The following is a 12,771-nucleotide window of genomic DNA, read 5'->3' as shown; positions in this document are numbered from 1 at the left end:
TGCATCGCACCTTCTCCCGGAGATGAAGCGAAACGTGCGACGACCGTACCAAACATATCGTCAACCCAACCGATCCCATGAAGCTGCCGGCAAAAGAAGCATTGCGGAAAATACGTACCCGATACGTCGGCTATCTGAACTGGCAAGACATTATCGCCGGCCTGTCCATCGCCGGATTGCTGTTGCCGCAGGCGCTGGCCTATTCCAGCATCGGCAATCTGCCGGCACAAGCCGGCATCATCGGCCTGTTCGCGGGACTATTGTGCTATGGTTTGCTGGGTTCCAGCCGTTTCGCGCTGGTTTCTCCGACTTCGTCTTCTGCGGTCGTTCTTGCGGCCACAACCATGACCATGGCGGAAGACAATGCCGGACTGCGTCTGATCCTGGCGTCCGGTCTGGTCATCATGACCGGCATCATTTTCCTGCTGGCAGCAGCCACCCGCATGGGCAACGTCACCGACTTCATCGCCAAACCTGTTCTTCGCGGATTCACGTTCGGACTGGCGATCGTCATCATCATCAAGCAATCCACCTCCGTACTGAACATCAGCGTCCAGAAAGACAACCTTTTTCTTTTCATTCTGGATGTCTTGCGACAATTTCGTTCATGGAACTATGCCTGCCTTGCCGCCACGGTGCTGGCTCTGGTTTTTCTGGCTTTGATGGAATGGCTTCGCCGGATCAGAAATGGCCAGTTCAGGAATATTCCCAGCGGAACCCTTGTCATCATCGCCGGTATCGTCGCCGGAAAAGTGTTCGACTTGCCCTCATACGGCATTCCCGACGTCGGCAGTATCGAACTCAACCTCAACAACCCGATCCTGCCCGATTTGAGCTATCCGGAATGGATGCAACTTTTTGAAATTGGCATCGCGCTGGTCTTTATCCTGTATGCCGAATCATACGGTTCCATCCGCAGTTTCGCGATGAAACATCATGACACCATCTATCCGAACCGTGACCTTTTCGCTCTGGGAATTTCCAACCTCGTCTCCGGCATCTTCCAGGGCATGCCTGTCGGCGCAGGTTATTCAGCCACAGCCGCCAACGAAGCCTACGGTGCGAAAACCCGTCTGGCGGGCCTGTATGCCATGGCCATCACCCTGGTCATCATCCTGACCGTATTGCCTTTCATCGAATGGATTCCCGTCCCTGTACTGGCGGCGATCGTCATTTCCACGATGGCGACGACGTTGTCGCTTTCCAGTTTCAGACTGTATTTCAACTGGAAAATCGACCGCATGCTCATCGTCGCATCCGTTCTGTCCGTCCTGTTGCTGGGGGTCTTGCAGGGACTGATGATCGCCATCGCCATCAGCCTGCTGATGATGTTGCGCCAGAACTCGAAATCGACGGTATCCGTACTGGGACGTCTCGGCCAGAGCCATGACTTCGTCAGCCTGTCGGTTTTCCCGGAAGCGCAACCGGTCGCCGGCATCCTGATCCTGCGTCCGGATCAGAGTATGTTTTTCGCCAATGCCGACCGTATCCTGCTGCAAGCCAGATATATCGTTTCGGCAGACAGCCAGCCTGTCCATACCGTCATTTTAAGTCTGGAACAAACCACGGATCTGGATGCGACCAGTGTCGAGGCGCTGCGTGACTTTTTCGTGGAAATGCGCAAGGAAAACAAGAAACTGATTCTGGCACGCCTGAAAAATCCCGTTCACCGGATATTGCAATCCACTCTCGGACGCCAGTTTCCGGAAGTCTCGCTTTCCCGTCTGAGTGTCGAGCGCGCCGTCCGGCTGGCCCATATCAAGGCCAACCCCCAAAAAAGCGTTTACAGCCTGTTCAAATAAAACGCTTCCTCAGGTCGTACGCACCGTCAGCGCCATACCGACATCTTCCCACCAGTCGCACTCGCGCTCCAGCCAGTACAACAGGGTCGGATACAGATTCAGCCATTCTTTCGGTATGGTCACATCCAGCCGCGACTTGACGCGTACCCTGATTTTTTCGGGTTTGAAACTGACCTTGGCATGTTGGAACATGACCGCCAGCCTCAAGGCCAATACCGCCTTGGTGGCATCTGGCATCGTCATGATGCCGTTCAGTTTTTTCAGATTCCCCTTCTGTCCGAGTACAAAGCGACTCATCTGTCGCTGTTCACGCGAAGTGAAACCTGCCATATCGGCATGCTCGATCAGATAGGCGCCATGTTTGTGATAATTGGTCGGTGAAATGAACATGCCGATTTCATGCAACAGCGCACTCCAGTAAAGGAGCTTCAGAAAACGGTCAGCGTCGGGATCCATTTGCTTGTAGATCGCCAGCGCATAATTGGCGACCCGCAAGGCACGCTGTTCATCGACATGGTAACGCTTGAGCATATTCCGTATCGCTTCCTCACGGCGATCCTTCTGCGTGGACATCAGATAGATGTCCCACATGATTCCCATACGCAAGCCCGCCTCGACCGGTTTGAGTATTTCGATACCGAAATCCTTCATCAGCACGATCAAAATCGTCAGCCCGCCCAGAATCGACGAGGCACGCTCCGACTTGATGCCATCAAGTTTCAGACGGTTCAAATGTCCGGCCTCGATCATTCTCGCCTTGAGCAACTCCAGATTTTCCAGTGTGAAACGACCGTCGCCTATCCGGTTGATCGCCAGAATTTCCGCAGTCGCCCGGATGGTTCCTGACGACCCGTATACCGCCGTCCAGCCGCTGCTGCGGTAATAATCCACGGCGTCCTCGAACTGGCTGCGAGCCGACAATATCGCCGCCTCGAACGATGCCTCGTCAATGATTCCGCCATGAAAAAATGCCAGACTCTGGCGTACCGTACCGACGCTGAACGATTCCACCCGTTCGATATCCTGTCCCAGACCGCAGATCAGTTCCGTCGAACCGCCGCCGATATCGATCACCAGTCTTTTTTCTTCGGGTTTTGCCAGCACATTGGCCACTCCCAGATAAATCAGGCGCCCTTCTTCCTCGCCGGAAATCACCTCGATCGGATATCCGAGAACCTTTTCGGCTTCCTGCAGAAAATCCTGTGCATTGACGGCGATACGAAGCGTATTGGTGGCGACCACCTTGACGTCCGACAGAGGATAAGCCACCAGAATGGCACGAAGCCTTTTGAGTGCATCCAGCCCACGATCCATCGCTTCCCTGGAAAGCACATTATTCTTGTCGAGTCCGGCTGCCAGTCTGTTAGGTTCTCTGGCGCTCTTGACCACACATATCGCACCATTGACATATTCGCCGATATGCAAACGAAAACTGTTGGAACCAAGATCTATCGCAGCAAACATTCACATGCCTTCTCTCAAACCGACCAAATACCCATTCCGACTCTCGAAGCCGGACCGATTATTCCGGAAACATATTACCATCGTATGACATAAAACCAGAACCTGAAATAATGTACCTTGCCGGCGAGTACGAATTCAACCCAATGTCGTATCCAGCACCATCATGAGAGCAAAACCCGCCATCAATCCAACTGTCGCCGGTGTCTGATGTCCGTTGCGATGCGTCTCCGGAATCACCTCATGAGACACGACAAACAGCATGGCGCCTGCCGCGAATCCCAGCCCGATCGGATACGACAACGCCAGACCGCTGGACAAACCGATCCCCAACAGCGAGCCCAGCGGCTCGAACAGCCCGGACGCACCGGCAATCAGAACGGCCTTCAAACGGCTGACACCTGCACTTCGCAACGCCAGCGCGACGGCAAGCCCTTCCGGAATATCCTGCAACACGATGGCGATCGTCAACGGCAAGCCGATCGCCAGATCGGCATGCGAGAATCCGACACCGATCGCCATGCCTTCCGGCAAATTGTGCAGTGAAATCGCGAACACAAACAACCAAACCTTGTTGAAACGGTCATTGCCAGGGCCGAACGATCCGATCGTTTCATGCTCATGCGGCGTGAATTTGTCCAGACTCAGCATCAACACAACGCCCAGCGCCATGCCCAGAACGACAATACCGGCGCCGTAAACCTTGTTCCCCGTCATGGATGCCCCGGCGTCAAGTCCCGGCAAAATCAGCGAAAACGCACTGGCCGACATCATCATGCCGGCTGCAAAACCCAACATGGTATCCTCGACATAGGCAGGCAACCGTTTCAGCACCAGTGCCGGGACGGCGCCCAGTGCAGTCCCGGCGAACCCCGCCAAACCACCTGCAACCGCATATTGCATCGCCAGTCCGACACCGTCGGATACGAGATGAAACAGGCTCTGGATGAACAGTACCAGTATGGTCAACAAAGAGAGCAAAAGAAAAGCGGCATAGAACCAGTGCTTGCCTGAATAACGCATACAGGCCAGCCACCAGCTACCGGCCCGGTTCTTGTCCTGCGGTTTCATTTGTCCCTGTTCCATATGTTGTCCAAAATCCATTCGCCAGTCGCATGCCAGACATTATCGTCAGCATGGTTCAACCCCCACAACGCGGTATCCGAAAATACCGGCATGCAAAAACGGCATCTTGCCTTCCGCCATCACCGATCGAGTATATCCCAGTTACCAAATCCCCGTACGATACGACCGACCTTGCCGTCATGTTCCGACATTTATTCAGAAAACGTATAAATCGAAAACAAAAAAAGTATTTTTGTTCATACCCGTGCTTGGGTATATTGCCAGACGAAAAGCCAGCCTGTACGCTTGTCGCCCTTTCGCTACTGGCCAGTTACTGTTACACCGCATACACCATGTTTTCGATCATCTGGTTTCCCGCCATCATCAGTATCAGCGCAGGATATTTTTTCATGAGTGTCGCGCCGCTCAGCACGCAATTCATGTCCCTGTTCGGTATCGGTTATGCCGGCCTTTCCCTCTTTTTGAGCGGCCTGCTCTGGTCACACAGCTTGGTCCAGCTTCCGGCCGGCCTGATTCTCGACAAAATCGGCGTATACCGTGGCTTTCTGATCGCCATCGCCATCGCTGTCGTCGCCAATTGCCTGCCATTTGTCGCCCCAGACAACCCGATGCTCGCGACCGGATTGCGTTTCATGGCCGGATTGAGTTCCGGCACCCTGTTTCTGGCAGGCGTCAAGGTGACCGGCATGCTGGCCCCTCCCGAAAAAGTCGCACAGGCACAAGGCATACAAGGCGCCGCTTTCTGTCTGGGCACCATGCTGCCCTTCGTCACACTGCCCTATCTCGGCGATCAGGCATGGCGTTTCTCTTATCTCATCCCGGCTGCACTGGCTGTAACCGTTACCGTTTTGTCACTGTTCCTGCCGGCCCATATCCGTAAAAACGCCAGCACATCATCCGGTTCGCTGGGCAACCTGCTTCAGGCACTCCGTACCGTTTCTACCTCCGTTCCGATCTGGGCGCTTGGCATGTTCCACGGTTTGTCTTACGGCACATTGAACAATCTCGGCCAATGGCTCCCGTCCATTCTGGCAGATATGGATGAAACCAGCACAGCCATGACATGGAGTCTGGCTACCGGTTTCGTTCTGCTAGCCGGCACACTGGGCCGTGCCTACGGCAGCACATTATTGCGCTGGTTTTCACGCAGCTGGATCACCAACACCGCCGTTTTGGCAATCGGCATTCTCTATATCGTACTGGGATTGACCGGTCATCCAGGCATCGGGCTGGCAGTCGGCATATTGCTCGCCATTCTCGGCGGTTCCAATTACGGCTCCATCTTCAGCCTGACAGGCAGTGTCATGTCGCCGGTTTATCTGGCTACCGCCGCCGGATTCATGAACATGATCGCCAATATCGCCAACGTCATGCTGACCCTGGTACTGGGTACCGTCAGAGAATACACCGGCAGCTTCAGTATGGCACTGTGCGCCACAGGTATTTTTGCCCTGGTGGTCTGGCTGGCCGGAAAACGGATCATTACCGGCTTGCAGAAAAAATGAACTGTCCCCGGGACAGGGCAACCGATCCATCCAGCTAGCGCACTCCGGGATGACGGAAAAAACTGACGGCAACAGTCACGCATAGCGCCATCATGAACGAACAAAACACGGTCAATGCACAGTCCATACCCCAACGGTCGGCCATCCAGCCCATCAAAAGCAAGGGCAGCATACTGCCGATATACCCGATCATCAGATAAGTCGAAATCATGCCGGAACGGTTATGCGTATCGGCCAGCCGGTTGACCATCGTGATACCCGCCAGGGTCGACATACCATGTCCGGTCGCAGTGACCAGCACACTCAGTATGAATACCGGTACAGAATGCAACCACATATCGGAAAGCAACAGCGCCAGCCCGGACGCCAGAAGCAGCAAGCCGGCAAAACCGCTCCACCGTGTCGGCAGTCGGCCGGCAAACAATTGCACACCGGCGGACAGAAACAGGATCATGGCGATCGACGTCCCGCTTACGAACGGGCCATGCCAGGGCAACATGTCACGCAGGAAAACCGGCACCATCGACGCATACAAACCGAATATGCCGAATGCGATAAAGGCACACAAACTCGACAAAAAGAAAACCAGTGAGCGCGGCCGGTCCGCCCATACCAGTTTCGGAAGAAAATCGCGAAAATCCGGTCTTCCTTTCCGACCATCTTCGATATCGAGACGGCCCAGTGCAACGACGGCAAACAGCCCGAGCAACAAGGTCGGTATATAAGTCGTCCTCAGTGGGGAAGGCAGCCACTGCCCCATGATACCGCCGACCAGCGGCCCCAGCCCGAAGCCGAAAGCGATCAACAGACTGGTGATCGTCGCGGCACGCTGGAGGTTCCCGTTTTTCACCGAAAGCTGAACCAGACCGACAGAAGCACTCGTCGTCAACATACTCGACGCGATTCCGACCATAAAACGCCCGCCATCGAGTATCAGGACATTACTGGCCAGCATGCTTGCCAGCGTCCCGATCCCCATGAGCATCAGTCCTTTTTTCATGACCGACAAAAAACCCATCTTGTCCGGCAAACGCCCCAGACACATCAATCCGAAAAAAGCACCTCCCATATACGCCGTGTAAACCAGCGTAACATCACTGTTGGACAGTTGCCACCCCTGCTTGTACAACGCATACAATGGACTGATAAGTGCCGTTCCCATCACGCCGACGCACATCGAGAAACAGACCCATGCGAAAGGGGTTATCCTGATTTTCATACCCATAACTGTAGTGAAAAAGCGGCTTACCGGCCGATACCGCACATTCCAGACAGACAACAAAAAGGCCGGCTCGGGAACCCGAAGCCGGCTCATTGCGTTTTCACTTCGTTTTCAGAACGGAATATCGTCATCCATGTCTGACAATCCCGGCGCACGGCTTGCGGGCTGGCGGGCGGCATTACCCTGGGTCTGACGAGCGGCGGGCTGGTAACCACGATCTTCCGGCGGATCACCGGCACCCTGACGGCTGCCCAGCATCTGCATGGTATCCCCGATAATTTCGGTAGCATAACGTTCGATTCCTTCGCGGTCAGTATATTTGCGTGTCCGGATACGCCCTTCGACATAAACCTGCGATCCCTTCTTCAGATACTGGCCGGCGATTTCGGCAAGTTTGCCGAAAAAGGAAATGCGGTGCCATTCGGTCTGTTCCTTCATGTCACCGGTCGCCTTGTCGCGCCAGCGATCAGTCGTGGCAACAGCAATACTGGTAACCTGTTCGCCGCTCGGCATATATCGGTTTTCCGGATCGCGGCCGAGATTGCCGACGATAATGACCTTGTTGATCGATGCCATGACTCTCTCCTGATGGGAATGAATGGTGATAATGTAAACAAAACTGCATTATATGACACAGTCGGCGACCAGACGCAAAAATCCTCGACATTCCTGCCATTGCGCACAAGATACCGGCACTCTGTGAAAGACTGTCAAATACGTTATGATAATGGATTAACCTGTATGCATTCACAGTCTGCCATTCATTAACGGGACTGCTTTTTCAATGTCGGAAAATCAAGAAAAAATCGTTATCCGCGGCGCAAGAACACACAATCTGAAAAATATCGCAATTGACCTGCCGCGCAATAAACTGATCGTCATTACCGGCCTCTCTGGGTCCGGAAAATCATCGCTGGCTTTCGATACCCTGTATGCTGAAGGCCAGCGGCGTTATGTCGAATCACTCTCTGCCTATGCACGCCAGTTTCTCCAACTGATGGAAAAACCGGATGTAGACCTGATCGAGGGTCTGTCCCCGGCTATCGCCATCGATCAGAAAGCCACTTCGCATAATCCGCGATCGACCATCGGCACCGTCACCGAAATCTACGACTATCTGCGGCTGCTGTTCGCCCGCGTCGGCACGCCGCATTGTCCGCAGCATCCGGAAAACCCGCTGACCGCCCAGTCCGTATCCCAGATGGTCGATACGGTTCTGGCCATGCCTGAAGGCACGCGACTGATGATTCTGGCACCGGTCGTCGCAAACCGCAAAGGTGAACACGCCGATCTGTTCGAACAGATGCAGGCACAGGGTTTCATCCGTTTCCGCGTCAAAAGCGGTACCCGCCCGGCAACCGTCGTCGATGTGGATGAATTGCCCGCACTGAAAAAAAACGAAAAACACACCATCGACGTCGTAGTCGACCGCGTCAGAATCAACCCGGACATCAAGCAACGTCTGGCGGAAAGTTTCGAGACAGCATTGCGCATAGCAGAAGGTCGTGCGCTGGCCGTCAATATGGACACCGGCGAAGAACAGGTTTTTTCCAACCAGTTCGCCTGTCCTGAATGCGGCTACTCGCTGCACGAACTGGAACCGAGACTGTTTTCGTTCAACAATCCGATGGGGGCATGTCCTGAATGCGACGGTCTTGGACACATCGAATTTTTCGACCCGGCACGTGTCGTCCTCTTTCCAGGCCTGTCGCTGGCGGCAGGCGCAGTCAAGGGCTGGGACCGGCGCAATCCGTTTTATTTCCAGATGTTGCAAAACCTGGCGGATCACTACCATTTCGATATCAATACGCCTTACGAAGAACTGCCGGAAAATATCCGTCATATCGTACTGTACGGTTCCGGAAAAGAAAAAATACCATTCACTTATCTGAACAGCCACGGCCGTCCGTGGATACGCGAACACAGCTTTGAAGGCATTCTGAACAATCTGGAACGCCGCTATCGCGAAACCGATTCCATGGCAGTTCGTGAAGACCTTGCCAAACTCATCAACGAACGTGCCTGCCCCGCATGTCATGGCGCACGTCTCAGGACCGAAGCACGCTTCGTCATGGTTGGCGAAGGCGAGCAAAAACATGCCATTCACGAACTGACCCGCCTGCCGTTGGACGAAGCACTGACCTATTTCGAAAATCTGTCGCTGACCGGCGCAAAAAAAGACATCGCCAAACGCATCATCAACGAAATCGTCTCGCGTTTGCATTTCCTGAACAATGTCGGTCTGGACTATCTGTCGCTGGACCGCAGCGCGGAAACGCTCTCCGGCGGCGAATCCCAGCGTATCCGTCTTGCCTCGCAGATCGGCAGCGGGTTGACCGGCGTCATGTATGTGCTGGACGAACCGTCTATCGGATTGCACCAGCGCGACAACGACCGGTTGATCGCCACACTCAAGCACTTGCGCGACATCGGCAATACCGTCATCGTCGTGGAACACGATGAAGACGCCATCCGGACGGCGGATTTCATCGTCGATATGGGACCAGGCGCCGGGGTACATGGCGGCAACGTCGTGGCCAGTGGTTCACCTGAGGAAATCCTGCAATCCGGACAATCGCTGACCGCAAAATATCTCAACGGGACACTGTCCATCGATGTACCGTCGAAACGGGTCAAACCCGACAAGGAACGGCAACTGGTCATCCGCGGCGCTTCCGGCAACAATCTGAAAAACGTCACGCTGGAACTCCCTGTCGGCCTGCTGACCTGCGTGACCGGCGTTTCGGGATCGGGAAAATCGACCCTTATCAACGACACACTCTATGCAGCCGTCTCACACCATCTGTACGGTTCGCAAACCGAGCCCGCACCTTACGAAGCGATCGAGGGACTGGAACATTTCGACAAGGTCATTTCCGTCAATCAGGCACCGATCGGCCGGACACCGCGTTCGAATCCGGCGACTTACACCGGTCTTTTCACTCCGATCCGGGAACTGTTCGCCGGTGTTCCTCAAGCCCGCGAGAGAGGCTATACCGCCGGACGTTTCTCTTTCAACGTCAAGGGAGGCCGCTGCGAATCCTGTCAGGGCGACGGTGTCATCAAGGTGGAAATGCATTTCCTGCCGGACATGTACGTCCCCTGCGACGTCTGCCACGGCAAACGCTACAATCGCGAAACGCTGGAAATCGCTTACAAGGACAAGAATATTTCCGACGTGCTGAACATGACCGTCGAGGAAGCGTTCGAATTCTTCCGGCCGGTTCCCGCCATCGCGAGACGGCTGCAAACCCTGCTCGACGTCGGGCTGGGATATATCCGTCTGGGACAGAGCGCCACCACACTCTCTGGCGGCGAAGCACAGCGCGTCAAACTCTCACTGGAACTGTCGAAACGGGATACGGGACGTACCCTCTATATTCTGGACGAACCGACGACCGGCCTGCATTTCCAGGATATCGACATGCTGCTGAAAGTCATTCACCGTCTGCGCGACCAGGGCAATACCGTCGTCGTCATCGAACACAATCTCGATGTCATCAAGACCGCCGACTGGATAGTCGATCTGGGGCCGGAAGGCGGCGCGGGCGGCGGCAGAATCATCGCTACCGGAACACCGGAAGAAATCGCACGCAAATCCGCCAGCATAACCGGACGCTATTTGAAAGGCATGCTCAAACCGCGCAAAAAACCATAAGTCACATACCCTGCATGACCGGCACACCGAAAAAAGGCCGGTCATGCACATCATTTCAGCAATAAATCCTCGACGATCGCGATACCTTCGGATGTCCCTCGCAATACCAGCACATCGTTTTCACAAAACACCAGATCGTCTTTTACGGTCAGTTTCTCCGTACCTCGCCGGATAGCGGTAATCTCGACATGGTTTGCTGGCAAATCCAGCTCGCCGACGGTCTTGCCGATCGCCGATGCTCCGGCAGGCAAACGCAAGGCATGCAGGCGCCAGTATGATTCGGTATCCGTCGGCACGGCATCGGTTTCACCGTGGAAATATTCCCTCAGTCTGGCATAACGCGACGCTCTGGCGGCCTGTGCGCGTTTGACGATACGTTTTGTCGGAATACCGTATACCATGAAAGCGTGTGATGTCAGTACCAGACTGCTTTCGATGACTTCCGGAACCACTTCATCGGCCCCGGCTGCCTTGAGCTTGTCGAAATCGGAATCATCGTAACTGCGCACGATCACCGGCAAATTCGGCGCCAACTCCTTGGCGTAATAAAGCACCCGCAAAGCCGCATGGATATTGGCGAACGTGATGATCAGGGAAGAGGCCCGGTGAATACCGGCCGCAACCAGACTTTCCCTGCGCGTCGCGTCGGCATAGGACACATTGGCACCGGCAGCCTCCGCTTTCCTGACTCTCTCCAGATCCAGATCGAGTGCGCGATAAGGCACCTGCTCTTCCTCGAGCAAGGTCGCGATATTCTGTCCGGTTCTGCCGAAACCGGCGAGAATGACATGCCGCTGCAATGCCATCGAACTACTGGCGATTTTCGTGAGTTCCAGCGATTGCTGTATCCATTCATTGGCCGAAAAACGCATGACGATCTTGTCGGCATTGAGAATGATGAACGGAGCCGCCAGCATCGACAACACCATGGATGCCATCGTAACCTGCACGACCCATGGTTCCACCATTTGCAGTCCGGATATCTGGTTGACCAGAACGAAACTGAATTCACCCGCCTGAGCCAGTGCCAACCCGGTTTTGAGACTGACCCCGCGCGACGCGCCGAACAGGCGCGTCAGCCATGCAGCCAGCGCAAACTTGTACAAGAACGCGGAAACGATAATGAGCAGGACAAACCACCAGTAGTGGAGTACCAGACTCATATCGAGCATCATGCCGATCGTGATGAAGAAAAGGCCAAGCAATACGTCACGGAACGACTTGATATCGACATCCACCTCGTTTTTGTAACGCGTCTCGGAAATCAGCATACCGGCGATGAAAGCGCCGAGTTCCATGGAAAGGCCTGCCTGTTCCGTGATCCATGCCGCACCCAGCGTCATCAGAAGCAGGTTCAGCATGAACAATTCCTGAGAATTGCGCCTTGCCACGATCTCGAGCCACTTGTTCATGAACTTTTTGCCGACAAACAGCAAAAGCACCAGCACCACCGCAGTCTTGCCCAGCGCCATACCGATGATCAGCAAAATATCGCCGGTTCCATGCGCCAGCGTCGGCACGATGATGAGCAGCAACACGACCGCCAGATCCTGAAACAGGAGAATGCCGATGACACGGCGCCCGTAATCCGTTTCAAGTTCCATGCGTTCCGCGAGCATCTTCGATACGATCGCCGTCGAAGACATCGCCCATGCGCCCCCCAGAGCCAGTGCCGCCTGCCATGTCGTCGTTCCCAGCTGCGGCAAAACGAAAACGATGGCAAACGTTAAAATGATGGAACCCACCATCGAAATCGATACCTGAGCCAGTCCCAGCCCGAAAACGATTTTGCGCATGGCCAGCAACTGTGACAGGGAAAATTCCAGCCCGACGGTAAACATCAGGAAAACCACCCCGAATTCGGCCAGCCCTTCAAGAGATTGCGTATCGCTGACCAGCCCTGTCGAATGCGGACCAATTGCGACACCGACGGCAAGATACCCCAGAATCGAAGGCAGCTGAAGATAGCGGAAAATGACCACGCCGATCACGGCGGCGCCCAGCATCAGCAAAACAAATTCTAGGGATGATTGCATG

Annotated in this window: 8 protein-coding genes; 3 read left to right on the top strand and 5 right to left on the bottom strand. The window is 54.7% G+C overall.

What is annotated here, in order from left to right:
* The first annotated feature begins 77 nt into the window (after positions 1-77).
* On the top strand, positions 78-1,802 hold the full coding sequence (locus tag NAI64_RS00625; RefSeq protein ID WP_269296794.1) for a SulP family inorganic anion transporter: 1,725 nt from the start codon (positions 78-80) through the stop codon (positions 1,800-1,802).
* 9 nt (positions 1,803-1,811) lie between these two features.
* Here NAI64_RS00625 and NAI64_RS00620 read toward each other — a convergent pair whose 3' ends face one another.
* Together NAI64_RS00620 and NAI64_RS00615 are read right to left on the bottom strand one after the other, a co-directional pair.
* Positions 1,812-3,266 (bottom strand): Ppx/GppA phosphatase family protein, encoded by a 1,455-nt coding sequence (locus tag NAI64_RS00620; RefSeq protein ID WP_269296793.1) that lies wholly within the window; start codon positions 3,264-3,266, stop codon positions 1,812-1,814.
* 135 nt (positions 3,267-3,401) lie between these two features.
* Complete coding sequence (locus tag NAI64_RS00615; RefSeq protein ID WP_269297959.1) at positions 3,402-4,286, bottom strand: ZIP family metal transporter; 885 nt, start codon at positions 4,284-4,286, stop codon at positions 3,402-3,404.
* 311 nt (positions 4,287-4,597) lie between these two features.
* Between NAI64_RS00615 and NAI64_RS00610 the strand changes: the two genes are divergently transcribed.
* Positions 4,598-5,854 carry an MFS transporter gene (locus tag NAI64_RS00610; RefSeq protein ID WP_269296791.1) on the top strand — a complete coding sequence of 419 codons (1,257 nt, stop codon included), beginning with the start codon at positions 4,598-4,600 and terminating at the stop codon, positions 5,852-5,854.
* Positions 5,855-5,888: 34 nt separating this feature from the next.
* On the opposite strand, the gene NAI64_RS00605 is transcribed toward NAI64_RS00610, so the two are convergent.
* Both NAI64_RS00605 and ssb read right to left on the bottom strand, forming a co-directional pair.
* Entirely contained in the window at positions 5,889-7,073 is a 1,185-nt protein-coding gene (locus tag NAI64_RS00605) for an MFS transporter (protein ID WP_269296789.1), read from the bottom strand.
* 114 nt (positions 7,074-7,187) lie between these two features.
* Positions 7,188-7,652 (bottom strand): single-stranded DNA-binding protein, encoded by a 465-nt coding sequence (gene ssb, locus NAI64_RS00600; protein ID WP_269296787.1) that lies wholly within the window; start codon positions 7,650-7,652, stop codon positions 7,188-7,190.
* Between the two features lie 208 nt (positions 7,653-7,860).
* Here ssb and uvrA point away from each other — a divergent pair, with 208 nt between their 5' ends.
* Complete coding sequence (gene uvrA, locus NAI64_RS00595) at positions 7,861-10,734, top strand: excinuclease ABC subunit UvrA (RefSeq protein ID WP_269296784.1); 2,874 nt, start codon at positions 7,861-7,863, stop codon at positions 10,732-10,734.
* 50 nt (positions 10,735-10,784) lie between these two features.
* Here the strand turns inward: uvrA and NAI64_RS00590 are convergent, their stop codons facing one another.
* On the bottom strand, positions 10,785-12,770 hold the full coding sequence (locus NAI64_RS00590; RefSeq protein ID WP_269296781.1) for a monovalent cation:proton antiporter family protein: 1,986 nt from the start codon (positions 12,768-12,770) through the stop codon (positions 10,785-10,787).
* Between the last annotated feature and the right edge of the window lies 1 nt (position 12,771).

The organism is Oxalobacter paeniformigenes (genome assembly GCF_027158465.1).
GTDB lineage: Bacteria > Pseudomonadota > Gammaproteobacteria > Burkholderiales > Burkholderiaceae_D > Oxalobacter > Oxalobacter paeniformigenes.
This window is presented reverse-complemented; position numbering and strand designations above follow the sequence as displayed.